A 23,794-nucleotide genomic window follows, 5' to 3' on the forward strand; every position below is an offset into this window, starting at 1 on the left:
CACATGTACCCGCTGCTCGACACGATCAACTATCCGGCCGACCTGAAGCGCCTGGCGCGCCACGAACTGCCGCAGCTGGCAGGCGAACTGCGCCAGTTCCTGGTGGAGTCGGTGAGCAAGACCGGCGGTCACTTCGCTTCCAATCTCGGCAGCATCGAACTGACCATCGCGCTCCACTACGTCTTCGACACCCCGCACGACCGCCTGGTGTGGGACGTGGGCCATCAGACCTACCCGCACAAAATCCTCACCGGGCGCCGCGGCATGATGCACACCATGCGCCAGAAAGGCGGCCTGGCGGGCTTCCCCAAGCGCGAGGAATCGGAATACGACACCTTCGGCGTCGGCCACTCCTCCACCTCGATCAGCGCCGCGCTGGGCATGGCGGCGGCGGCCAAGGCGCAGGGCATCGAGCGCAAGAGCGTGGCCATCATCGGCGACGGCGCCATGACCGCCGGCCAGGCCTTCGAGGCGCTCAACAACGCCGGGGCGATGGACCTTGACATGCTGGTGGTCCTCAACGACAACGACATGTCGATCTCGCCCAACGTCGGCGCGCTCAACAACTACCTCGCCAAGCTGATGTCCGGCCGCTTCTACGCCGCCATGAAGCAGGGCTCGAGCAAGGTGCTGGGCATCGCCCCGCCGCTGCGCGAGATCGCCAGCAAGGTCGAAGAACACGTCAAGGGCATGTTCACCCCGGGCACCCTGTTCGAGGAATTCGGCTTCAACTACATCGGCCCGATCGACGGCCACGACCTTCACGTGCTGGTCGACACGCTGAAGAACATCAAGAGCCTGAAAGGGCCGCAGTTCCTGCACATCGTCACCAAGAAGGGCCAAGGCTACAAGTTGGCCGAAAACGACCCGGTGGCGTATCACGGCGTCACCAAGTTCGACCCCGCCAACGGCCTCTCGGGCGGCAAATCGGGCAACAGCAAGCCGAGCTACACCCAGATCTTCGGCGACTGGATCTGCGACATGGCCAAGCACGACACGCGCCTGGTCGGCATCACCCCGGCGATGCGCGAAGGCTCCGGCCTGGTGCGCTTCGAGAAAGAACATCCGGACCGCTACTTCGACGTCGCCATCGCCGAACAGCACGCCGTCACCTTCGCGGCGGGGCTGGCCTGCGACGGCATGAAGCCGGTGGTGGCGATCTACTCCACCTTCCTGCAACGCGGTTACGACCAGCTGATCCACGACGTGGCGCTGCAGAACCTGCCGGTGGTGTTCGCCATCGACCGCGCCGGCCTGGTCGGCGCCGACGGCCCGACCCACGCTGGAGCCTTCGACATCTCCTACCTGCGCTGCATTCCCAACATGACGGTGATGGCGCCGTCCGACGAGAACGAATGCCGCCAGATGCTGTACACCGCGTTCACGCTCGACACCCCGACCGCCGTGCGCTACCCGCGCGGCACCGGCCCCGGCGCTCACATCCAGCACGAGATGAGCGCGCTGCCGATCGGCCGCGGCCACATCCGCCGCCAGGGCCAGGGCCGTGTCGCCATCCTCGCCTTCGGCAGCATGGTGACGCCGGCCTTGCAGGCCGCCGAAGCCTTCGACGCCACCGTGGCCGACATGCGCTTCGTCAAGCCGCTGGACACCGGGCTGATCAAGAGCCTGGCCGAAAGCCACGAGCTGATCGTCACCGTGGAAGAAAACGTCGTCATGGGCGGTGCCGGCTCGGCCTGCGTCGAAGCCATCGAGGCCCTGGGCATCACCGCCCCTGTCTTGCAGTTGGGCCTGCCCGACGACTATGTTGAACATGGAGACCCTGCCTTGCTGCTGGCCGACTGCGGCCTCGACGCCAAAGGCATCGAAGCGAGCATCGCAGCCCGTCTGGCATCGCGATAAACCGACTAAGGAGCCGGCATGAGCGGCATCGGCGTGGAGGCATGGCTGAACCTGGAAGGCACGCCGTTCGCAGTGCTGCCGCGCTTCGTCACCAGCCTCGCCATCGGCCTGCTGCTGGGGGTGGAGCGCGAACGCAAGCAGCACCCGCTGGCTGGCATCCGCACCTTCCCGCTCGCCGCCATGCTGGGCACCATGCTCACCATGCTGGGGCAGATGACCGCCACCCCGGCACTGGTCGCCGTCGGGCTCGCCGGGGTGATCGCGCTGGGCTTTCTGCCCGAGGGACACCAGGAAGCCGAGGTGCAGGAGCCGCGCACCACCACCCTGGTCAGCCTGATGCTGGCCTACGGCCTGGGCGCCCTGGTGTGGTACAACCAGAGCGAACTGGCCATCGCCACCGCCATTCTCGCCACAGCACTGCTCTACCTCAAACCCGAACTCACCGGCATCGCCCGCAAGCTGGAGCGGCGCGACCTGCTGTCGCTGCTGCAGTTCGCCACCCTCACCTTCATCATCCTGCCCATCCTGCCCAACCGCGCCATGGGCCCCTATCTTGCACTCAACCCGCACAAGATCTGGCTCATGGTGGTGCTGATCGTCGGCGTCAGCCTGACCGGCTACCTCGCGGTGCGGCTGCTGGGCGGACGCGCCAGCGGCCCCTGGCTCGGCCTGCTTGGCGGCATGGTGTCGTCCACCGCCACCAGCCTGGTCTACGCCCGCGAGGCACGCAGCAACCCGGGATCGTTGAGTTTCGCCACCTCCGTGATCCTGCTCGCCAACATCGTGCTGTTCCTGCGGCTCATCGTGCTCGCCGCCATCCTGGTGCCGGAGGCGCTGGGCGCCATGGCGATGGTGATGCTGCCGGCGCTGGGGCTGGGGCTGATCACCGTCTTCTTGCGCTTTCGCCACGACCAGAACCAGGACGGCCATCCGGAACTGACTCTGTCCAACCCCACCGAACTCAAGCTGGCACTGGGCTTTGCCCTGATGTTCGCCGTAGTGGTGCTGTGCTCGGCCTGGCTGCACGACCTCTACGGCAGCCGCGGCATCTACGCCGTGGCGCTGATTTCCGGTGTCAACGACGTCGACCCCATCACCCTCACCGTGCTCAACCTGTTCGGCGAGCACCGTCTGGACATTCATCAGGTCATCATCAGCGTGGTGCTTGCCGTGTTCGCCAACAACCTGTTCAAATTCGGGCTGATCGCAAGCCTGGGCGGACGCACCCTGGCCTGGCGCTGCCTGCCGACCTTCATCCTTTCCGGGGCGGGCATGCTGGGCGGGCTCCTCTTGCTCGGCACCGGCGTCGCTTGACGAGCGGCCAATTCCGACTTCTTTACTCAACTATTACTCTGGCGTTATACTCGCCAAGTACCCATCTCGTGTGTTACACAATAACGCAATGAACCAAACCACCATTCCTGACGTGCAAAGCTCGCACGACAGCCGCAATATTCCCATCAACAAGGTGGGTATCAAATCCATCCGCCACCCCATCAAGGTGGCCGAGCGCGACAACGGCGTGCAGCACACCATCGGTCTGTTCAATATGTACGTGCACCTGCCGGCCCATTTCAAGGGCACGCACATGTCGCGCTTCGTCGAGATTCTCAACCAGCACGAGCGCGAAATTTCCGTGGCCTCGTTCGAGCAGATCGTGCGCGAGATGGTGCAGCGCCTCGAGGCCGTGTCCGGCTACGTCGAGATGAGCTTCCCCTACTTCGTCAACAAGACCGCTCCGGTTTCCGGGGTGCAGAGTCTGCTCGATTACGAAGTCACCTACGTTGGCGAATTGCGCGACGGCGAGTACCACTTCACCATGAAAGTGGTGGTCCCGGTGACCAGCCTGTGCCCGTGCTCGAAGAAGATCTCGCAGTACGGCGCGCACAACCAGCGCTCGCACGTCACGCTGACCGCCAGCACCCACGAGCACGTCTGGATCGAAGAGCTGATCGACATCGCCGAAGACCAGGCCTCGTGCGAACTGTACGGCCTGCTCAAGCGCCCCGACGAAAAATTCGTCACCGAGCGCGCCTACGAAAACCCGAAATTCGTCGAGGACATGGTGCGCGACGTCGCCGCCGCGATGGACCGCGACGAACGCATCCACGCCTACGTGGTGGAGTCGGAAAACTTCGAATCCATCCACAACCACTCGGCCTACGCACTGATCGAGCGCGACAAGCGCCAGGGCTGAACGCTACCGTAGCAAGCTAGGCGGCATCCCCGAGGGATGCCGCTTTTGTTTGTGCGCCACGCCAGGGCAGTATGGCTAGGGACCGGCTGCTGCGGGCGGCGACAGCAGCGCCGGCAGCCGCTCCATGATGCGCTGCGCGGTTTCCACCGGATGCTCCAGCGGGAACAGGTGCGAGCCGGCCTGTTGCGTGATCTGCATGCCGAAATGACGCCGGGCAAAAGCCAGGTCGGCCGGTTTCAGTACCCCCGACTGCTGCCCCACCACCAACAGCGTCGGCACCGTGAGACGACCGCGGTAACGAGGCAAATCATGCGGCAAACCTTCGAATACCTGGTATTCGACCAGGGGACGGAACTTGAGACGGCGCCCGCCCTGCGCGTCGGGCACGGTGCCGTGTTCGGCGTAGTCGGCCAAGCAATCCGGATCGAAACGGGCGAATGCCGGTTTGTGGGCAAAGTACTCGCGCACCCGCTGCACGCTGGGCCAGCTGTCACGCCGGCGCAGCGGATTACCGCCCGGCGTGATCTTCTGGATGAACCCCAGGCGCTTCGCAAGCCAGACGGTGCGCGAACGCAAGGGGCCAAACAGCGGTGAGTCCAGGATCACCAGCGCGCGAAACAGTTCCGGCCGGCGCATGGCGGCATACAGCAGCAACACCCCGCCCAGGGAATGGCCGACCCCGATCACCGGCCGGCCATACTGTTCGATGTGGCGAATGCACTCGTCCACCAGATACGGCCAGCCGTCGGTCACCGGATAGGCGGGGTCGTGCCCCACCGCGTCGAGATAGCCGATCTGGTACTGTTCGGCCAAGGTAGCGAGAAATTTGCGGTACACGCTCGCCGGAAAACTGTTGGCGTGGGCGAAATGAATAATCTCCCTCATGTTTTTGCCTTGCCCCTGATTCGTGTCAGATAATTTGAGTGATGGCTGCGCTATCATACGGTTCCGCTTTCCCGGCGACGTGGGTTCCCAAAACGTCCGTCGCGGAACCTGGGCCGCGTGCCGTGGTCCTTCAGCTAGCCCCTAGAACGATGCCGTTATGTTGACCGTGACCCGATCTGCTTCGCTTTCCCTCTGGCAGCGCCTGACCCTGCTGCTGGCCTTGTTGTGCGCCTCGACGCTCGCCCTGGCGGTGGCGCAGGAAGACCTGCTGCCGCCGGAAAAGGCCTTTCCCGCCCGCCTCGAACAAAACGGCAACGACCTGCGCGTGATCTTCGAGATCGCCGACGGCTACTACCTCTACCGCGACCGCACCCACATCGTCTCGGACCCCGCCGGGCAGATCGGCGAGCCGGTCTTCCCCACTGCCGACGTGAAAAACGATCCGTTCTTCGGCAAGCAGAACGTCTACCACAAGCAAATCGCCATCACCGTGCCGCTCACGACGGCCTCCGCAGACGGCCTCAAGCTCAAAGTCACCGCCCAGGGCTGCGCCGACGTCGGCGTCTGCTACCCCCCGCTGACCCAGACCCTCACCGTGGGCGGCCAGGCCGCCTCGACCCTGCCCTCCTGGCTGACCAGTACCGCGGTAGCAGGCACCGTCAGCGGCCAGAGCGATGCCATCCGGCTCGCCGGCCAGAGCTGGCTGACGACTCTCGGCACGTTTTTCCTGGCCGGACTCGGCATGGCGTTCACCGCCTGCATGTACCCGCTGCTGCCCATCGTGTCCTCGCTGATCGCCGGCCAGGGCAACACCCTCACCCGACGCCGCGGCTTCCAACTGTCGCTGACCTACGTGCAGGGCCTCGCCCTGACCTATACCGCCGTCGGCGTGGTGGCCGGCCTGACCGGGTCGCTGCTCACGGTGTGGCTGCAGCAACCGGCTGTGGTGCTCACCGCCAGCGCCCTGCTGGTGGTCTTCGCGCTGTCGATGTTCGACGTATTCTCGATCCAGCTACCCAGCAGCTGGCAGACGCGCTTGAGCGAAACCTCCAACCGTCTCAGCGGTGGCAAGGTCGCCACCGTATTCGGCATGGGAACGCTCTCCGCGCTGATCATCGGTCCCTGCGTGGCCCCCCCGCTGGCGTTGGCGCTGGGCTATATCGGCACCACCGGCGACGCCGTGCTGGGCGGCGCGGCGCTGTACGCCATGGCGCTGGGCCTCGGCCTGCCGCTGATACTGATCGGCACCTACGGCGGTCATATCCTGCCTCGCGCCGGGGCCTGGATGCGAGGCGTCAAGGGCGTCTTCGGCGTGGTCATGCTGGGCCTGTCGATCTGGCTTGCCACCCCGTTCCTGCCCGGCCCGCTGGTCATGCTACTGTGGGCGGCGCTGGGCATCGGCTCGGCAGTCTTCCTCAAAACCTTCGAAAACCTGCCCGGCAACGCCCATCCGGTGGCGAAGATCGGCAAGGCCATCGGCCTCGCGCTGTTCCTGATCGGTGCCGCCCAGCTGATCGGCGTGCTGGGTGGCGAGACCAATCCACGCTACCCGCTGAAATGGCTGAGCGGCAGCAATGCCCAGGCACGCAGCATCACCCCGGTATTCCAGCGCGTTGGCAACCTGGCCGAACTCGATGCGAAACTGGCCAGTGCCGGCGGCAAACCGCTGCTGCTCGACTTCTACGCCGACTGGTGCGTCTCCTGCAAGGAAATGGACGAGTCCACCTTCGGCAACGCCCGCGTCGCCGACAAGCTGAACCAGTTCGTCCTGATCCGTGCCGACGTCACCGCCAACAGCGCCGAACAGCAGGCTCTGCTCAAGCGCTTCGGCCTGTTCGGCCCTCCTGGCATCATCCTGTTCAACGGCCAGGGCCGCGAGGCCGATCGCATCATCGGCTTCATGGAAGCCGAGCCGTTCCTGGCGCGGCTGCAAAAGCTGGCGCGCTAAGCCCCTGCTCACCCCACATGCCGCAACGTAGGATAGGTGTAGGCACTATTCCTTCGCGACGCTACGCTTGCCTCGCTCAGTCAGTGCCGTAGCCCATCGCAACGGATGGGTTCTGCCGCGCGTCACCCATCCTACGAACCTGCAAAAACTGGCGCCTTAAGCCGCGTCGACTGCCGTGCCCGCCGGACAAGCCTGCTCCTCCCGGCTAGAATGACGGCTTGTCTCTTACCCGACGGGGTTCATTCATGCTGGACAAGGGTTTTGCCGGAATCGGCGTCATGGCCGTGCTACGAGTCGCCATCGTTGCACTCCTGGTCTGGGCCTGCCTGCAGGTCATCCTGCCCTTTCTCGGGGCGCTGACCTGGGCTGTGATCATCGCCATTTCCGCCTGGCCGCTGTACCAGCGCCTGACCCAGTGCCTGCGCGGGCGCGGCAATCTCGCGGCCTTGCTGGTGGTTCTCCTGCTTGGCCTGGCGCTGGCTGTCCCCCTGGGGCTGATGGTGCTGACGCTGACGGATACCTTGCCCCACCTGAACGGCATCGCCCACGGTCTGGCCAACTTCACCTTGCCACCCCCTCCCGCCTGGCTCGGCAAGATTCCGCTGACGGGTGAAGCGCTCACCCAGTACTGGGTAACGGCGCAGACCGACCTGCCCGGCCTGCTCGCCCGGCTCAAGCCGTGGATCAACCAGGGGGCCCTGTGGCTGTTGGGACGCGGGGCAATGCTGGGGGTCAGCCTGCTGGAAATCGTCATGGCCATCATCGTGGCCGGGCTGCTGCTGGCCAACGGCGAGGCGCTGTGGCGCATCGCCGAGCGCGTCATCAACAAACTGGGCGGAGCCTCGGCCAGCGAGCTGCCTCAAGTGGTGGCACGCACGATACGCGGCGTCACCACCGGCGTGGTCGGCACCGCACTGGCCCAGACCATCCTGTGCGTGATCGGGCTGCTGATTGCCGGGGTACCCGGCGCTCTGGCGCTCGGTTTCCTGTGTTTCGTGATCGCGGTGGCCCAACTGCCGACCCTGCTGGTCTGGCTGCCGGCGGCCGGCTGGGTGTTCTATACCGGCGCCACCGGCATGGGCGTGTTCCTGCTGCTGTGGGGCTTCCTGCTGGTCAACACCATCGACAACGTACTCAAGCCCCTGCTGATCAGCCAGGGCGCCAAACTGCCGCTGTCACTGATTTTCCTCGGCGTCATTGGCGGCCTGCTGGCCTGGGGCATCATCGGCCTGTTCATCGGCCCCACCCTGCTGGCGATCGGCTTCACGCTGTTCCAGTTCTGGCTCAACAACGACGAAGAGGCCGAAGCGAAGCCGGAACGCCCCTGAAAACAACAGGCCGGAACACCGTCCGGCCTGTCATCCCTCACCTCATACCAGCTCTAGCGCCAGCGCGGTGGCCTCGCCGCCGCCGATACACAGGCTAGCCACGCCCTTCTTGCCGCCCCGGCGCTGCAACGCTGCGATCAGCGTGACCAGGATACGCGCCCCGGAAGCGCCGATCGGGTGCCCCAGCGCGCAGGCGCCGCCGTTGACGTTGACCTTGTCGTGCGGCAAGCCCAGTTCCTGCATCGCGGCCATGGTAACCACGGCGAAAGCTTCGTTGATTTCGAACAGGTCGACCTCGTCGGCCTGCCAGCCGGTCTTGGCAAACAGCTGGCGCATGGCGCCGACCGGCGCCGTGGTGAACCAGGACGGCTCCTGGGCAAAGGTGCTATGGCCGACAATGCGGGCGAGCGGCGTGAGCCCGCGTGCGCGTGCCTCGTCCTCACTCATCAGCACCAGCGCCGCAGCGCCGTCGGAGATCGAGCTGGCGTTGGCCGCCGTAACGGTGCCGTCCGGCTTGAAGGCGGGTTTCAGGGAAGGAATCTTGTCCGGGCGGGCCTTGAGCGGCTGCTCGTCGGTATCGACCACGGTCTCGCCCGACCTGCCGGGCAACTTGACAGCGGCGATCTCGCCGGCAAAGGCACCGCTTTCGATCGCCGCCACCGCGCGCGCCAGCGAGCTCAGCGCGAACTCGTCCTGGGCGACCCGGCTGAAGCCGAAGCGCTCGGCACAGAGCTCGGCGAACACCCCCATCAGCTTGCCCTTGTCGTAGGCGTCTTCCAGCCCATCGAGGAACATGTGATCCTTGAGTTCGCCATGCCCGAGACGCAGACCGCCACGCGCCTTCGGGATCAGGTAAGGCGCGTTGGACATGCTTTCCATGCCGCCCGCCACCATCACCTTGGCCGAGCCGGCCAGTAGCAGATCGTGCGCCAGCATCACCGCCTTCATGCCCGAGCCGCACATCTTGTTGATGGTGGTGCAACCGGTCGCCAGCGGCAGCCCGGCCTTGAGACTGGCCTGCCTGGCCGGCGCCTGGCCCTGTCCGGCGGGCAGCACGCAGCCCATGATCACCTCGTCGACGCTGGCCACATCGATACCGGCGCGCTCGACCGCCGCCGCCATCGCCACCGCACCGAGTTCGCTCGCCGTCAGCGGCGACAGGCTGCCCTGCAGCCCTCCCATCGGGGTCCTGGCCATTCCGACGATCACGATAGACTGGTTCTGCATGCTGCACCTCGATAAAGGGAACGTTGATTCGATTACATTACGTTAACGTCAACGTAAAATCAATCACCCTGCAGCGGCCTCATCCCAAAGGCAGCGGCGGCAGGCCATGCTGAGCGCGCGCCCGGTTGCAGGCCTCCTCGAACACGCCAATACCGGCACGCATGGCGAATTCGCGACAGGGTGACGGCCGATGTTCGTAGATACCGCAGCGCACTTCCTCACCGATCTTGCCGACCAGCGCGATGCAGCGCGGCCGGGCGTAATCGGTGCCACGCAACCGCACCAGGGAGGCGGTTTCCTCGTCGGCCAGCCGCTCCGGCACACGCCCTCCCGGCTCGCAGTCGAGCTCGGAACGGTGGAAGGTAACGCGGAAGGCGGCGCAGCAGGCACCACAGGAAAGACAGGTATTGTGCAGGCGGTCCGTCACGAAGGAAGCTCCAGATGCAGGCTAGTTCCAAAAAGCAGTGGCAATGAGAACGCGAAGGCCAGTGCGCAGCGCCGCAGACAGCACGGCAAGGCTCCACAGAGCGGACCAAAGATTCGCACGCGGTCCAGGTAACGCCACCGGCAACGTTATCGCTTCCAAGCCAAAGTGGAATACGGTTCGGTGTTCTGGCGGATAATGCCTTCATGCCCTTCCCGCGGCAACCCTCGGCATGGGCGAATGACGTTACTGTGGGCAAATTCAGGCCGACGGTAGAAGCTTGGCGACGCACCGACAGCGGCGCGAGACCGGTATGGGAACGCGCAACAGCGCTTATCCACCCACACTCACGGCGAGACGACACCATGCAACAGCATTGCCCCGGCTCCAGCTGGCCCGACTACCGCGGCCACAGCCTGCTCAATCTCACCGCCACGTTGGCCGAAGCCCTCGGCTACCCCATCGGCCACCCTCCGCTGCGACACCCGGCCCTGGCCGGGCTGGCGGCACGCCACCACGTGGTACTGCTGGTGATCGACGGACTGGGAGAACAGCAGCTGCAGGCGCTCGGGCCGGAGAGCGCTCTGCGCCGGCACCAGCACGGCACGCTGACCTCGGTCTTCCCCCCCACCACGGCCGCCGCCATCACCACGCTGATGACCGGCGAGCCACCGGTGCGGCATGGGCTGACGGGCTGGCACGTTTACCAGAACAACCCGGAGCGCATTGTTGCCGCCCTGCCGCTGACGGTGCGCTGGCCGGAAGACGACACCAGCGATGCCGCCGCCGTTGCCGAGACCCTGTTCCAGACACCCGCTCTGTTCGACCGCTTCGACCGCCCGGCCACGGTGCTGCACCCGACCTACATCAGCGACTCGCCCTACAGCCGCCAGCACTCGGGGCAGGCCCGGCGCCTACCCTATCGCGGCATCGAGGACGTGTTCAGCCAGCTGCAACAGACCATACAGGCCGACAGTGGCCCGAGTTTTGTCTACGGCTACCTGCCACAGCTCGACAGCACGATGCACGCCCACGGCACGCGAGCCGAGCCGGTACGTCTGCTGTTCGAACGGATCGATCAGGCGTTCCGGCAATTCACCGAATCACTGCGTGGCCAGGATGTCACCGTGCTGGTCACCGCCGATCACGGCTTCATCGATGCGCCGCTGGAGCGGCAGATCGATCTGGAAGACCATCCCGAACTGGTGGCCGATCTGCGCGCCCCCTTGTCCGGCGAGCGGCGCGTAGCGTTCTGCCACGTGCGGCCGGGCCGCTGCGAGGCCTTTCTCGCCAACGCCCGGCACCGGCTCGGCCACGCCGCTTGGTGCCTGGCAAGCCGGGTGCTGCTGGAGCAAGGCGTTTTCGGCCCCGGCCCGCAGCATGCGGAACTGGCGCAACGCATCGGCGAAGCGGTGCTGATCATGAAGGACGACTGGACCCTGCGCGACCTCGTGCCCGGCGAAAAGCCCTACTACCTGCCCGGCGTGCACGCCGGCGTCAGCGCGGCGGAGATGACGGTGCCGCTGATCGTGTTCCACGGCCGCTAGGCCGCATGGACTAGGCTCCCCTACCCTAATGGGGGGATGGTATCCGGCTGGCCTCCGTCGTAACGTAAGGCTATGAAAGCGAAGACTACCCTCCCTCTCGTCTACGCCTGCTCCGGCTGTTCCAGCGCCGCCCAGATGGCCAACGATTTTGCCCTGAAGCTGACCCGCGAAGGCTTGGCCGAGATGTCCTGCGTCTCGGGAGTCGGGGGCGGCGTGCCGGCGCTGGTGCGACTGGCCCGCTCCGGCCGGCCGGTGCTGGCACTGGACGGCTGTCCGCTGGCCTGCGTCAAGGCCTGTCTCGCCAACGCCGGGGTCAGCGCCGACCGGCACGTGGTGCTGTCCGAATTCGGCGTGATCAAGCGCAAGCATCACGATTACGACGCCGCCGAGGCCGAACGGCTGTGGCCACAGATACAGACCGAGTCGGAAACCCTTGCCGACCAGCCCTGGGACCACGAAAAAAAAGGCTGAACCGCCTGGGTTCAGCCTGTGCCGAAATTCTCTTCCAGCTCGCGGATCGCTTGCCGGGTAACCCTGGCGGGCACTACCACACGGCGCACCGGCGGCATCTCGCCCAAGAGCACCTCTTCGAAGCAGATCGGGTGGCCATTGCCGGACTCGTCATCCGGCTGCAACACCCCCATACGATCAAGGTTGAGCGTGACGCTGCGGCTGCTGAAATAATCGGCCGGATGCTCCAGGATCTGCCGCACCTCGCGCAGCTTGCCGTCCAGGGTCAGCTCGGCCTTGAGTGCCGCCAGGTCGGTACGCACCGCCTCGAAACGGCTTTGCAGCGCCTGCGGTGAATCGGGCAAGGCCGGCCCCTGGTCCGCCATGGCATCCACCACGAGCTGGCCGGGAGCGCGCAGGGTCTTCAGTTTCAGCTCGACGCGCAGCAGCTCGCTTTCCAGCTCGACCCGCTGTGCCTCCTTGTCGCGCAAGCGACGGGCGATCACCTCGGTGAGGCGCTCTACCCCCCGCTCGGCCAGGCGCGGGACAAATTCATCGAGCGTGGCGCTGGGCAGGGTCAGGCGGTGGTTGTCGAAGCTGACCACCAGTTGCGGCACCTCGGCGACCACCTCGCCGTTCTGGCTGACCATGCCAAGGCGCTGGTTGTCGCTGCGCTGCATGATGAGCAGGCAGAAAGCCACATCGCCGTTGCCGGGCCGGGCGAAGAAGGCGTCCAGTTCGGAACTGGTATGCAGCAGATCGAGCAGACTGGCAGGCGAGGAAAAGAACATACCCAGGCGACGGTCGCTGGTGAAGCCGCGCCAGGACAGTTCCAACACCTCTGGCAGATCCTGCGTCAGCTGCTCGGCAAAATCCAGCGTGCGCGCCATGCCCCGCAGCAACACGCGCGGATAGCCGGTGACCAGGCGCAGGCGCGGCTCGACCATCTCGACCACCCTCTCCAGCTCGGCCTGCAGCTGCCGCCGTGGCTTGGCTGAACCGTGACGGGGGCTCAGGAACAGGTCGACCAGTCGCTTCAGCATACGGAATTACCAAGTGAAAGAGGGCGGGTTGGATGGCGCGTCAGAACTGCTCGTCTTCGCGCAGGTAGCGCCATTGGCCAGTCGGCAGATCGCCCAGCATGACGTTGCCGATACGCACCCGCTTCAGCCCCACCACGTACAGGCCGACCTGCTCGCACATGCGACGGATCTGGCGCTTCTTGCCTTCGCGCAGGATGAAACGCAGCTGGTCTTCGTTCTGCCAGCTGACCTTGGCCGGGCGCAGCGGCTGGCCGTCGAGCGACAGGCCGTGGTTGAGCAGTTTCAGGCCTTCGGGGCTCAACTCGCCGGTGACACGTACCAGGTACTCCTTTTCCACAGTGGAATTCTCGCCGATCAGCCGTTTGGCCACCACGCCGTCCTGAGTCAACACCAGGAGGCCGACCGAATCGATATCGAGCCGGCCGGCCGGCGCCAATCCCTTGAGGTGGTTGGGGCTGAAGCGGATGCCGCTCTTGTCGCCCTCCCAGTGATTGGCCGGTACCGCCAGCATGGCGGCGGGCTTGTAGCCCTTTTCCGCCTGGCCCGAGACATAGCCCACCGGTTTGTTGAGCAGGATGGTGACGCGCTCCAACTGCGCCTTCTTCGCGCGCGGGTCGAGTTCGATGTGTTGATGCGGCAGCACCTTGAAGCCGAGCACCGCCACCTGGCCGTCCACTTTCACCCAGCCCTGCTCGATGTAGCTGTCGGCTTCGCGGCGCGAACAGATGCCAAGCTCGGCGAGACGTTTAGAAAGGCGTACGGGTTCCATGGCACATCCTGAAAGAAAAAAGCGGCTGCATGGCCGCCCGGTTGATCTGGCCCGTATTGTAGGAGATAAGGCGGGCGGAGGCCATGACGGCATGCGCACGGCAGGGCGTCGACGGTCCGCTCAAGGCGGCAAAAAAAAACCGGGCCCGCCGCTGGCGGACCCGGACAAGGGACCAATTACCAATATCGAAGCAAACCTGAAATCGGAGAAGGCGCGACGTCAAGACAGCCGAAACTCCCCAAAAAGCGTACAGCGCCCGAACCGGATCCGCCGAGGGCGGAAGCGCCGGTTCACATTCAGTGCTTGATAGGTCGTCACTATAGCGGCGGATTCGACATCGCGATATTCGTAAAAATTCTTATAATTCCGATTGAAACTCAAATAACAAACAAAAACCAATATGCATCATCGGCTGTCGCGCTGCTGTTCGGCGGCAAACAGGAAATCCAGCAACGCCGGCGCGCTATCGAGCAGGTTGCGATTGCTACCGTGAAACTCCGGGTGCCACTGAAAACCGGCGACAAAACCCTCTCCCTTCCAGCGGATGGCTTCAACGATGCGGTCCTGCGCCGACACCGCCTCGATCGCCAGGTCGTTCCCCAGGTCCTTCACCGCCTGGTGATGAATGCTGTTGACATGGGCCGCGGCATACTCGGGATACAGTTGCGCCAAGTGAGACTCCGGCAGGATTTCGATGCGGTGGGAATACTTGTCGTAGAGGTCGGCATCGACATGCGGATGGGCGTCCGGATGCTGGGTCAGGATGTCCTGATACAGCGTCCCGCCCATGGCGACGTTGATCAGCTGGGCCCCGCGACAGATGCCCAGCACCGGCTTGCGCTGGAACACGAACTCCCAGAACAGCTCGATTTCGTAGAGGTCGCGGATGCGGTCGCCCGACCACTCCGGCCGCAATGCCTCCTCGCCGTAGCTCAGCGGGCAGACGTCGGACCCGCCCTGCAGCAGCAGGGCGTCGAGTTCGTGTACCACGCTCTTGATCGACAGACTGGAGCGCTGCACTTCCCCGCCCGTCTCGAGAGTCGGCACCATGAAGGCCAGCGCGCCGTGTGCCATCACCCAGTGCGCGATGGACTGCTCGATGTACTGGAGCACCTTGTTGCGGAACCCCAGCTCCTTGGGCGGGGTATGCATCAGCCGTGCCGATAGCCCTATCTTGAGGGGTCTCTTTTCCATAGGTGTCTGCTTTACTGGCTCCAACGCAGGCACTGCTGCCGCACCACCTCGGGCAGCAGGTTTTCCTGGCGCTGCAGCGCGCGTATCCAGCCGGCATCGTTGCCGCGATTCAGGGCATCGAGGCGCAACTCTCGGCAGGCGCCATCGCTGCCCAGCTCGATGGCGTGCGGCTCCAGCATATCGAGCGTCAACAGGATGTCGTCGCGGATGGTGCGATGCTCCAGCGTGCGCGGATCGACAAACACGCCGTCGAAGCCGAAACGGCAGGCCTGGAAACGGTTGAAGCTGTACACCAGGTAATCGTCCTCGAGCGGCCGGTCGGGTTTTTCCACCAGCTGGCGGCGCACGATGGCCTGGATGTAGGCGGCGATGCGGGCCGCCTTCTCCACGCTCAACGGCGTATCCATCACGCGCACCTCGATGGTGCCGTATTCTGGCTTAGGCCGGATATCCCAATAGAAGTCTTTCATGCTTTCGACCACGCCGGTCCGCGTCATGTGCTCGAAGTAGCGCGTAAAATCGTCCCAGCAGAGCAGGAACGGTGCCCGGCCCGAGAGCGGAAAGGCCGTTACCGAATTGATGCGGGCCGAATCGAAACCGGTATCCACTCCCTGCACGTACGGCGAGGAGGCCGACAGCGCGATGAAATGCGGAATGTAGCGCGACAAGGCGTGCAGCATGCACAGCGCTTCATCGGGGCCGGGGCAGCCGATGTGCACATGTTGGCCGAACACGGTGAACTGCTTGGACAAATAACCGTACAGCTCATTCAGATGCAGAAACCGCGGCGTTTCGAAGATCTGGCGCTGGGTCCACTGCTGAAACGGATGGGTGCCGCCGCCGCACAGGCCGAGGTTGAGCTTGTCGGCGGCGCGCAGCAGCTCGTTGCGGATCAGCTCGAGCTGATCGATCAGCTCCTGGTAGCTGTTGCAGATGCCGGTCGACAGCTCGATCATGCAGTCCGTGATTTCCGGTTTGACCTCGCCCGGGATATCGATCCCTTTCATCAGACGCAGCAGGTCCTCCACGCTGGGGGCGAGGTCGTAGTCGTGACGGTTGACCACCTGAAGTTCCAGTTCCACTCCCATGGTCAGAGGGCGGGACGGGGCAAAACGTTCCAGGCTCATGATTTGATCTCCGCGCTGCGCTCCAGCGCCCATTTCACCAGCAGCGGCCCGGCCAGCTCCATCAGCACCACGGCACCAAGCAAAACCGAGTTCAGCTCCTGGCGCAGCGTGGGGAAGGAGAACCCCAGATCCGTCGCCAGCACGAAGGCCACGATCGATAGCGGCGTCAGCGCCAGCGACAGCGTCACGCCCTGGCGCAGGCTGAGCCCGCTCAGCCGGGCAAACGCCAGCACCCCGACCAGCTTGGCCACGAAGCGACCCGACAGCAGAATCAGCGCCATCACGGCACCGCTCAGCAACTGTCCTGGCGATAGCATCATGCCGCTCACCACGAACAGCACCACCACCAGCAGGCTGCCGGCGGCGCTGAAATGATCGGGGCAGACCCACGGCCGCAGCCGCCGGCTGCGGAACACCACCCCAGCCAGCAGCGGTGCCAGCAAGGTGGAGAGGTTCAGCATCTGCAGCAAGGCGGTGGCGAGCAGGATCAGGCCGAACAGCAGCACGGTGGCCGCCTCGCTCTGCACGGCCATGCTGCGCGACAGCCGCTCCACACCCCCCGCCAGCAGCAAGGCCACCAGCAGCGACCCGGCCAGCACGTACAGCGGCACGCTGATCGCCAGCAGCGGGTTGCCGGCGGTACTGTGCATCCAGCCGGTGAGCAGCTTGACCAGCAGGATGGCGTAGATGCTGTTGAGCGTGGTCATGAGCAGCAGGCGCTCGGTGACCTGCCCTACTGACTGGAACTCGCTGACCACCCGGCTGACGATGGCCGGCGACGCCGCCATGGCGATGGCGGCCACACTCAGCGCCACCGGCGGCGAAACGCCCCACCAGGACAGCAGGGAGCCCACCACGACGAAGCTCAAGCCCGCCTCGGCGACGCTGCTGGCCAAGAGCCAGGGGTTGCGCCGCAACCAGCGCACGTCGACGCGGGCGCCCAGCTCGAACAGCAGCAGCGCCAACGCCAGGTCCAGCACCACGCGCAACCCGGAATCGTCCACCCGGAGCATGGGTTCCACTCCGGCCAGGCGGATCGCCATGCCGGTGGCGGAATACGCCACGATGCGCGGAAAACCCAGGCGCCGGTAGCACCACTCGCCGGCCAGCCCGGTCAACACCAGCGTCACCGCGATCCAGAACACACCACCGACCGGCAGAGGCCAGGAAGGCAGGAAACTCTGCGCTGCACCCAGGGCCATGGCGTTCTCCAACGTCATTTCACGTATTACCACCATAGAACACTTTGCCGCCGCACAACGCCGGGGTGGGCCTTTCCCGGTACGACATCGGCGCGCATAATGCCCGCTCTTCCGCCTCTGACCCGCCCCATGCTGCCGATTCTTTACCGCGACGAACGCCTGATCGCCATCCACAAGCCTTCCGGCCTGCTGGTGCACCGCACCGTGCTCGACCGTCACGAAACCCGCTTCGCCATCCAGCTGTTGCGCGACCAGATCGGCCAGCGCGTCTACCCGGTGCACCGTCTCGACAAGGGCACCTCGGGCGTGCTGTTGTTCGCGCTCGACCGCGACATGGGACGCGAGATGAGCTGGCAGTTCGAGCGCCAGCAGGTCGACAAGCGCTACCTGGCGGTGGTGCGCGGCTGGCCGGACGAACAGGGCGAGATCGAGCACGCGCTGACGCGCCGCCCGGACGATCTGGAATGGGTGGGCGAGAAGGTCGACACCGCGCCGCAAGCGGCGCTGACGCGGTTTCGCCGCTTGGCCACAGTGGAGCTGCCGTACGCCGTCGACAAGTACCCGCAAAGCCGCTACGCGCTGGTCGAGCTGACGCCGGAAACCGGCCGGCGCCACCAGCTGCGTCGCCACCTCAAGCACATCGCCCATCCCATCATCGGCGACGCCACCTACGGCAAGGGCCGGCACAACCGGCTGTTCGGCGAGCTGTTCGGCTGCCAGCGCCTGCTGCTGGCCTGCATGGAAATGCGCTTTGCCCACCCGGTCAGCGGCGAACCCGTGACCCTGACCGCGCCGCTGGCCGACGATTTTGCCGGCGTGGTGCGCGCCCTGGGCTGGGAGGACGCGCTGCCGTCCGCGTGGCTGGGGAGCGCGGCTTCGGCCAACCTTTGAACAGGCGCCCGCGCCGCTCCGCGCCCGAGCGGGGTGCCGTGTGGCCGGCATGTGCCGCCTGGCGCGGCCAGGTTCTGGCAGCGGCGTCGCCGGCCATCAGCTACAATCTGCGCCTGACCGAAGAAAGACCGATTCATGCTGAGTTACCGTCACGCCTTTCACGCCGGCAACCACGCCGACGTGCTCAAGCACTTTGTCGAAGTCGAACTGCTGCGCTACCTCGGGCAGAAGGACAAGCCCTACTGGTACGTCGACACCCACGCCGGGGCCGGTTGCTACTCGCTGGAAGAAGGCTACGCCACCAAGAACGCCGAATTCGAGAGCGGCATCGCGCGGCTGTGGCAGCGCGACGACCTACCCGAGGCGCTGGCCGGCTACGTCGAGGTGGTGCGCCGTCTCAATCCGGACGGCCGGCTGCGGCTCTACCCCGGCTCGCCCCTGGTGGCCAGCGAGGTGATGCCGGCCGGCGACAAGCTGCGCCTGTTCGAACTGCACCCCACCGACAGCCAGATCCTGCAAAATAACTTTGCCGACGCCGGGCGCCGGGTGCAGGTGCAGGCCGCCAACGGCTTCGAAGGCATCAAGGCGATCCTGCCGCCGCCGCCGCGCCGCGCTCTGGTGCTGATCGATCCGCCGTACGAGGACAAGCGCGACTACCAGCACGTGGTGACGGCGCTCAAGGAAGGGCTGAAGCGTTTCGCCACCGGCACCTACGCGGTGTGGTATCCCTGCTTGCAACGCCAGGAAGCGAAGGAGCTGCCGCAGCAGCTGAAGAAGCTGCCGGTGAAGAGCTGGCTCAACGTCACGCTGTCGGTGCAAAGCCCCTCCAAGGATGGCTTCGGCATGCACGGCAGCGGCATGTTCATCCTCAACCCGCCGTGGACGCTACACGCCACGCTGCAGCAGGTGATGCCGTACCTGGTCGAGGTGCTGGGGCTCGACAAGGAAGCCGGCTTCACGCTGGAGCAGCACGAGAACTGAGGCTTCGGCCAACCTTATCTGTTCCCGCACGACAAAAAGCCCACTTTCGTGGGCTTTTTGTTGTCGGCTCGGTGCGTGAGCGCGCCAGGGTTCACTGCGTCACGGTGGCGCGGGGCTTGGCACCGATCATGTTGCCCTTGATGGCGAATACCTGCGCCAGCGCCGCCGTGGCCTGCTGGTCGCCCGCCAGCGGCGCGGGGTAGAAGGCGATGTGCTGCACGCCCCGGCTGTAGAGCTGGCTCACCGTCTTGGCCATCGGCTCGCCCGGCAGCGTGGCAAAACGGTCACACCCCGGCGCCGCCAGATCGAACACGGTCTTGGTCAGGCCGCCCGGATGGTTGGCCGCCAGGCGCACCACCTCGTGCAGGGCACGCTCCGGCACGCAGCCATCCTCGGCGGGCGCCACCGCGGCGACGGTGAAATCGTAACTGGACAGCATCTGCCGGAACGCCTGGGCGTACTGGTTCGCCCCCTGGGTGCTCAGCAGCGGGGCGCGGTAAAGGGTTCGCGCCGTCTTGAGGTCGGGGTGCTCGCGCCGCACGATGGCGGCCAGTTCCAGGGCAAAGCGGTCCCACTGCCCGGTCATGCCCGGTTCTTGACGGCCGCTTGCCGCGTCGCCAGACGCCGGTTCCTCGCTGAACAGCAAACCGTCGATCGGCCCGGCCAACGCCATCTCTTCATAGAGCTGGCGCAGCAGCTGGCGCCCGCGCGCCGTGAACGGCGACAGCCGCGCCGTGACGGCGGCCGGACGCTCGACCGAGCCCGAGGCGGCCGCGCTGACCAGCAACGGCCCCCAGGCGTACACCGCCTGCACCGAGGTACGGGTCTTGATTTGCCAGACCACGCGGTTGAGCAGGTCGGCCCGCATCGGCAGACGCCGCGAGGGGAAGTACACGGCATCGGCGGTGCCGTTGCCGTCATGATCGGCGAACGCCTTCAGGTAAACGGTATTGACCCCGCTGGCGACGATGCGCTCGAGCAGATTGCCGAGGTTCTGATTCTGGCGATCCGGGTCCGGGTCGTAGATGTCGTCGATCGCGACATGCATGATCTTGCCGGGCAGCGTGATGATCTCGTGAGGCCCGGCACGCAGAGCCAGATCGGTGGCCAGATCGCTGAGACTGGTATCGCTTTCCAGCAGGATGCGGCGCAGCCCGGTCAACGCGATGCGGCCGGTATTGGGGCCATCGTCCAGCGTCAGGTCGACCACCAGCCCCAGCTTGGCGGCAATCTCGACCAGCGACTGGTTATAGCTGCCGTACGGCCACACCATGATGCGCGGGGTCTGGCCGGTGTAGCGACGCAGGAAGGCGTTGTTATGGCGCAGGTCGGCCGCCACCCGGGCGCGGTATTCCTTCTCGGTTTCATAGCGGCCATCCCGGAAAATGCGGGTGGTGGCGGCCGGCTGGGTGTTGCCCTGGGGATTGGCCACCACGCCTTCATGCAGACCATAGGTGTGACTGGCGACTTCTACCAGCCCGCTTTTCACCATTTCCCTGATCTGGCTTTGCGACAGGAAGCGACTGCGCGGCACCGCCTGGCCGGCGAAGTTGACCATGCCGTCCTGCGGCTCCAGCCAACTGCCGACCAGGGCGATCTGGGCCGGCGCGTTGAACTGCTTCAGAATCGGGAAAACCTGGCTGTAGACATCCTCGTAGCCGTCGTCGAACGACAGCAGCACGGCCTTGGGCGGTAGCGGCTTCTTGCCGGCGCGATCCGCCAGCACGTCGTCGACGCTGACGAAGTGATAACCGTTGCTCTTGAACCACTGCATCTGGGCCAGAAAGGTGGCCGGGCTGATGGCGTACTGCGGAATCAGCGCCTGTTCTTTATCGGTGATTTCGTGATAGCCCAGTATCTGCAGCTGGGACGCCGCCAGGGTCAGGGTGGATGTCAGGGCGATAAGCAGGCCCATGGCAAGGGACAGGATGCGATTCATTGTCATCGGGTAGGTAGTTGCAACTAGCGGGTGAGGCAGGAATTGGACGTTGGCCAGTGGGGTCGACCCGCTGACATTACGATTCGTTACATCATAACAAAGAAGACGCCACAATCCGTAGCGGGACGGGTATCTGTTTGTTACTAATTGTAATTTGCTGAAGAAGAAGCCCCGCCGGGGCCGGCGGCCAGCGCCATTCCGGCTGCCATCGCCGCAAAACTCAGCACAATAGCATATTTCGCACAACCCGCCAAAGCTGCCGTACTGCCGACGTGGCCACCGGGCCACGCCAGATGCCAGCCCGACCGACACGCTCTTTCCTTGCGGCGCCCCGGCAAAACAAAAATGCCAGTCAGATCGACTGACTGGCATTGAACCGGCGGGCTTTGGCCGTGCTTACTTCAGCAGCTGGCTGATGTCCTTAGCTTCCCAGTGCGGGAAGCCAATAAATATATTATTACAAGTTAAATCAAGGCGTTATGCCTTACACCTTACAAAAAGGGGGATCTTAAGGGGGTACAAAACAAACCTACTGTGGCATGGTACAAAAAGACTTTCCCAACTGCACCTAACCTGTGGATCCAAAATTACCACACATCCCCTAGGATCAACGAAAGCCCGTGAAACTACACTCACAGATAAGAGCGGCTCTGCGGATGGCTCAAAGGACCTACTCCAGATACTTTCATAAATACCACTCCTTCAAGCTTCCGTAACTAGTGCACCAAGAAAGGTTTACTAGGGATCTTCCAGAGCCTGCCCTCGCCCATACCGTCAAAACTTAGGTTGAGGCGACCAACCATCGTGCAGAACTGCTGGAGCAACGTCGCCTGATGATGGATGCATGGGCGGCGTTTATCACCAGCCCTCAGCCCACCACCCACAAACGTCGCAACAAAGGACTTGACCCCTACCCCGAGGTTGGTATTGCAGAAGCTGGCAGACCGGCTCAAGAACTACGCGTACTGCTAGCTCAGGGCATTGATCCACTACTCTTGTGGCCGGTGCAGCCGGTGAGGCCTTCAAGAATGTCGGTTATGACATCTTCGAGCGACTGACAACCACTGCAATCAAGGCTATCAAGGACGAACTGGTGGACGTGCTGCGTGGAGGCGCAGACAGGATCAAGGTGCGCGTTGACCGCATGCTCAAAAAGATCCTCGCAGTGTTGCGCAATGTGCTGGAAAACCCACTACAACTGTTGCGCGGGATTGCTGAGTTCATCGTCAATGCACTGTCTAAGACCATCAGCCAGATCTACAACCTGGCGCGCAATATCTTCGACCTGGCCAACAATGGCTGGCAGATCTACAAAGGTGCGCAGGCGATGTCCCGTGAGGAGCTAGTCCGTAAAGTCAGTGAAACCATCATTATCAGCGGCTCATTAGTGATCTGGGATTCACTCGACTTGATGTTGGAAAAGTGGCTGGTGGCCCAAACAGGTGGAACCTTGGCACCATTTTCACCTTATATCTCGGCCGCAGTCACTGCCATTGGCTTTGGCATTTCCACTCATGCGCTGCAGGGCTTTGTCACCCGGATCATCGATGCGGTCATCGCTTTCAAATGCGGCTATATGGAGCTGCTGGAGGGCGAGCGCGCTGCGTGCGAGCAGCTCATCATCGTGGCTGAAAACGAGCTTTCGATGATTGGCGATCTGGGCGAATACGTTGAGTCGGAGCTGAAGGTCTTTGCGCAAATGGAAGCCTATACCCGCACGTTATCGATCCATGAGCCCATCCAGCCGATCGACCTCATCACCTTGCGTATCGACCGCCCCTGATTCGAGAAGGCACTTCTATGAACATGCATACCAAGCCAGACAATTTTCCCGTTTTATCGCCACGCGCGAGCGGTACTTTGACCACGGTAAACCGACAAGAGATCGTGGACTTCACGCGCGACCTAGCAGATGCCGTGAAAGACATCGGACTGGCAGCTAAGCAGAGCTCAGACGTCAAAGAAAAGGTTGGCTCACTGATGTTCGGTCTGCAGAACCAGAGCTTGTGGGGCAAAGTGACCTCGGGGTTGTCAGGGAGCACGGATAAGGAACTGGCCATTCTGGTTCAGGGATTGGGTACTAGTCTCTCGATCACCCAAAAGGTGTTGCAAGTTGTGCTGAAGGTCATGACCCAGAAAAACCAAGTCCTTCATGCATTCAATGAGGCTCTGGTCAAAAAAATTGCAATGGTATGCGCCGGTGGTGGCAGCTTCACTGCTGGGAGCTGTGGCGGTTTACTTATCGCTGGCAACGTAAGCAAGTCCCAAGCTACTTGCTGCAGCGGTACTATTGCTGATGCAAAGCACATAGTTCTGAGCTGCTATTGGTCGAAAGTGATCGTTCCCAAAGTCTGAAAGCAGCCTTTCGCTACGGGGTTAGGGAAATGGCCGGAATGTAGCCCTGAACGGCCACTCAAGGCCGTTACCCTGGAAGACTGTTTAGGCCGACCTGCTGCCTTCCCACCTGGAGCAGCGGCAGGTCGTCGGCCATTCCCGCCGTTCGGCTTGCGACCTGATTGGTCGGCAATGGACCGGTTACCTGCCGTTCGGGGTCGAACCGCGCTGAACGGCAACTCTCAATCTAGCGAAGGCGAACTTCCGACCCTGAAGCGACGCTGGGACTGCTCATTAGGAGCCAGTCAGAAGGGTGAGAGTGTACATTCGTAGCGTGCTTCACCAAGGTCGCCACGCCTTGGTTTGGACTACGCTGAAACTCTCTGAAGCAGTTCGGCGTCTCTGAAACTTGGAGCACGGGAAACCAACATGATTGACGCGTGTAGAG

Annotated in this window: 21 protein-coding genes; 12 read left to right on the forward strand and 9 right to left on the reverse strand. The window is 64.0% G+C overall.

Going from position 1 to position 23,794, the window contains the following annotated elements; translation table 11 throughout:
• The first annotated feature begins 3 nt into the window (after window positions 1–3).
• The 3 genes from dxs to folE2 all read left to right on the forward strand — a co-directional run bounded on the left by dxs (window position 4) and on the right by folE2 (window position 4,057).
• A complete protein-coding gene (dxs, locus tag NH8B_RS13430; RefSeq protein WP_014087784.1) occupies window positions 4–1,860 on the forward strand; it encodes a 1-deoxy-D-xylulose-5-phosphate synthase in 1,857 nt (618 codons plus the stop codon).
• A gap of 18 nt (window positions 1,861–1,878) precedes the next feature.
• Complete coding sequence (locus NH8B_RS13435; protein WP_014087785.1) at window positions 1,879–3,174, forward strand: MgtC/SapB family protein; 1,296 nt, start codon at window positions 1,879–1,881, stop codon at window positions 3,172–3,174.
• Window positions 3,175–3,262: 88 nt separating this feature from the next.
• Window positions 3,263–4,057: a GTP cyclohydrolase FolE2 gene (folE2, locus tag NH8B_RS13440; protein WP_008954535.1), complete on the forward strand. Its 795-nt coding sequence runs from the start codon at window positions 3,263–3,265 to the stop codon at window positions 4,055–4,057.
• A 75-nt stretch (window positions 4,058–4,132) separates the two neighbouring features.
• Here folE2 and NH8B_RS13445 read toward each other — a convergent pair whose 3' ends face one another.
• Entirely contained in the window at window positions 4,133–4,942 is an 810-nt protein-coding gene (locus NH8B_RS13445; protein WP_014087786.1) for an alpha/beta fold hydrolase, read from the reverse strand.
• A 157-nt stretch (window positions 4,943–5,099) separates the two neighbouring features.
• Here NH8B_RS13445 and dsbD point away from each other — a divergent pair, with 157 nt between their 5' ends.
• Together dsbD and NH8B_RS13455 are read left to right on the forward strand one after the other, a co-directional pair.
• On the forward strand, window positions 5,100–6,890 hold the full coding sequence (dsbD, locus tag NH8B_RS13450) for a protein-disulfide reductase DsbD (RefSeq protein ID WP_014087787.1): 1,791 nt from the start codon (window positions 5,100–5,102) through the stop codon (window positions 6,888–6,890).
• Between the two features lie 245 nt (window positions 6,891–7,135).
• Complete coding sequence (locus tag NH8B_RS13455; RefSeq protein ID WP_014087788.1) at window positions 7,136–8,218, forward strand: AI-2E family transporter; 1,083 nt, start codon at window positions 7,136–7,138, stop codon at window positions 8,216–8,218.
• A gap of 42 nt (window positions 8,219–8,260) precedes the next feature.
• Here the strand turns inward: NH8B_RS13455 and NH8B_RS13460 are convergent, their stop codons facing one another.
• Together NH8B_RS13460 and NH8B_RS13465 are read right to left on the reverse strand one after the other, a co-directional pair.
• A complete protein-coding gene (locus NH8B_RS13460) occupies window positions 8,261–9,445 on the reverse strand; it encodes an acetyl-CoA C-acyltransferase (RefSeq protein WP_014087789.1) in 1,185 nt (394 codons plus the stop codon).
• Window positions 9,446–9,524: 79 nt separating this feature from the next.
• Window positions 9,525–9,872 carry a YkgJ family cysteine cluster protein gene (locus NH8B_RS13465; protein ID WP_008954530.1) on the reverse strand — a complete coding sequence of 116 codons (348 nt, stop codon included), beginning with the start codon at window positions 9,870–9,872 and terminating at the stop codon, window positions 9,525–9,527.
• Window positions 9,873–10,234: 362 nt separating this feature from the next.
• Between NH8B_RS13465 and NH8B_RS13470 the strand changes: the two genes are divergently transcribed.
• Window positions 10,235–11,416 carry an alkaline phosphatase family protein gene (locus NH8B_RS13470; RefSeq protein WP_014087790.1) on the forward strand — a complete coding sequence of 394 codons (1,182 nt, stop codon included), beginning with the start codon at window positions 10,235–10,237 and terminating at the stop codon, window positions 11,414–11,416.
• Between the two features lie 72 nt (window positions 11,417–11,488).
• Window positions 11,489–11,887: a putative zinc-binding protein gene (locus NH8B_RS13475; RefSeq protein ID WP_014087791.1), complete on the forward strand. Its 399-nt coding sequence runs from the start codon at window positions 11,489–11,491 to the stop codon at window positions 11,885–11,887.
• 11 nt (window positions 11,888–11,898) lie between these two features.
• On the opposite strand, the gene NH8B_RS13480 is transcribed toward NH8B_RS13475, so the two are convergent.
• Both NH8B_RS13480 and NH8B_RS13485 read right to left on the reverse strand, forming a co-directional pair.
• Window positions 11,899–12,909 (reverse strand): hypothetical protein, encoded by a 1,011-nt coding sequence (locus tag NH8B_RS13480; RefSeq protein ID WP_014087792.1) that lies wholly within the window; start codon window positions 12,907–12,909, stop codon window positions 11,899–11,901.
• Window positions 12,910–12,949: 40 nt separating this feature from the next.
• Window positions 12,950–13,678: a pseudouridine synthase gene (locus tag NH8B_RS13485; RefSeq protein WP_008954526.1), complete on the reverse strand. Its 729-nt coding sequence runs from the start codon at window positions 13,676–13,678 to the stop codon at window positions 12,950–12,952.
• Between NH8B_RS13485 and NH8B_RS20970 the strand changes: the two genes are divergently transcribed.
• On the forward strand, window positions 13,677–13,985 hold the full coding sequence (locus NH8B_RS20970; protein ID WP_014087793.1) for a hypothetical protein: 309 nt from the start codon (window positions 13,677–13,679) through the stop codon (window positions 13,983–13,985). The genes NH8B_RS13485 and NH8B_RS20970 overlap by 2 nt on opposite strands.
• Window positions 13,986–14,083: 98 nt before the next feature.
• Here NH8B_RS20970 and NH8B_RS13490 read toward each other — a convergent pair whose 3' ends face one another.
• Genes NH8B_RS13490 through NH8B_RS13500 form a run of 3 tightly spaced genes read right to left on the reverse strand, consistent with a single transcriptional unit; the run spans window position 14,084 to window position 17,201 of the window.
• Window positions 14,084–14,872, reverse strand: a complete 789-nt coding sequence (locus NH8B_RS13490; RefSeq protein WP_014087794.1) for a gamma-glutamyl-gamma-aminobutyrate hydrolase family protein — start codon at window positions 14,870–14,872, stop codon at window positions 14,084–14,086.
• 11 nt (window positions 14,873–14,883) lie between these two features.
• Window positions 14,884–15,999: a YbdK family carboxylate-amine ligase gene (locus NH8B_RS13495; protein WP_014087795.1), complete on the reverse strand. Its 1,116-nt coding sequence runs from the start codon at window positions 15,997–15,999 to the stop codon at window positions 14,884–14,886.
• A complete protein-coding gene (locus NH8B_RS13500; RefSeq protein WP_014087796.1) occupies window positions 15,996–17,201 on the reverse strand; it encodes a cation:proton antiporter in 1,206 nt (401 codons plus the stop codon). The genes NH8B_RS13495 and NH8B_RS13500 overlap by 4 nt, the downstream gene beginning before the upstream one ends.
• Window positions 17,202–17,330: 129 nt before the next feature.
• On the opposite strand from NH8B_RS13500, the gene NH8B_RS13505 reads away from it, so the two are divergent.
• Entirely contained in the window at window positions 17,331–18,092 is a 762-nt protein-coding gene (locus NH8B_RS13505) for a tRNA pseudouridine(65) synthase TruC (protein ID WP_014087797.1), read from the forward strand.
• 135 nt (window positions 18,093–18,227) lie between these two features.
• Window positions 18,228–19,073 carry a 23S rRNA (adenine(2030)-N(6))-methyltransferase RlmJ gene (locus NH8B_RS13510; protein ID WP_014087798.1) on the forward strand — a complete coding sequence of 282 codons (846 nt, stop codon included), beginning with the start codon at window positions 18,228–18,230 and terminating at the stop codon, window positions 19,071–19,073.
• 91 nt (window positions 19,074–19,164) lie between these two features.
• Here the strand turns inward: NH8B_RS13510 and pgaB are convergent, their stop codons facing one another.
• Window positions 19,165–21,018, reverse strand: coding sequence for a poly-beta-1,6-N-acetyl-D-glucosamine N-deacetylase PgaB (gene pgaB / locus NH8B_RS13515; RefSeq protein WP_232503468.1), 1,854 nt, complete (start codon window positions 21,016–21,018; stop codon window positions 19,165–19,167).
• Window positions 21,019–22,009: 991 nt separating this feature from the next.
• Between pgaB and NH8B_RS13520 the strand changes: the two genes are divergently transcribed.
• Together NH8B_RS13520 and NH8B_RS13525 are read left to right on the forward strand one after the other, a co-directional pair.
• Window positions 22,010–22,795, forward strand: coding sequence for a hypothetical protein (locus NH8B_RS13520; RefSeq protein ID WP_014087800.1), 786 nt, complete (start codon window positions 22,010–22,012; stop codon window positions 22,793–22,795).
• A 17-nt stretch (window positions 22,796–22,812) separates the two neighbouring features.
• On the forward strand, window positions 22,813–23,367 hold the full coding sequence (locus NH8B_RS13525; protein ID WP_014087801.1) for a hypothetical protein: 555 nt from the start codon (window positions 22,813–22,815) through the stop codon (window positions 23,365–23,367).
• Window positions 23,368–23,794: the final 427 nt, after the last annotated feature.

The sequence above is a fragment of the Pseudogulbenkiania sp. NH8B genome (genome assembly GCF_000283535.1).
Lineage (GTDB): Bacteria > Pseudomonadota > Gammaproteobacteria > Burkholderiales > Chromobacteriaceae > Pseudogulbenkiania > Pseudogulbenkiania ferrooxidans.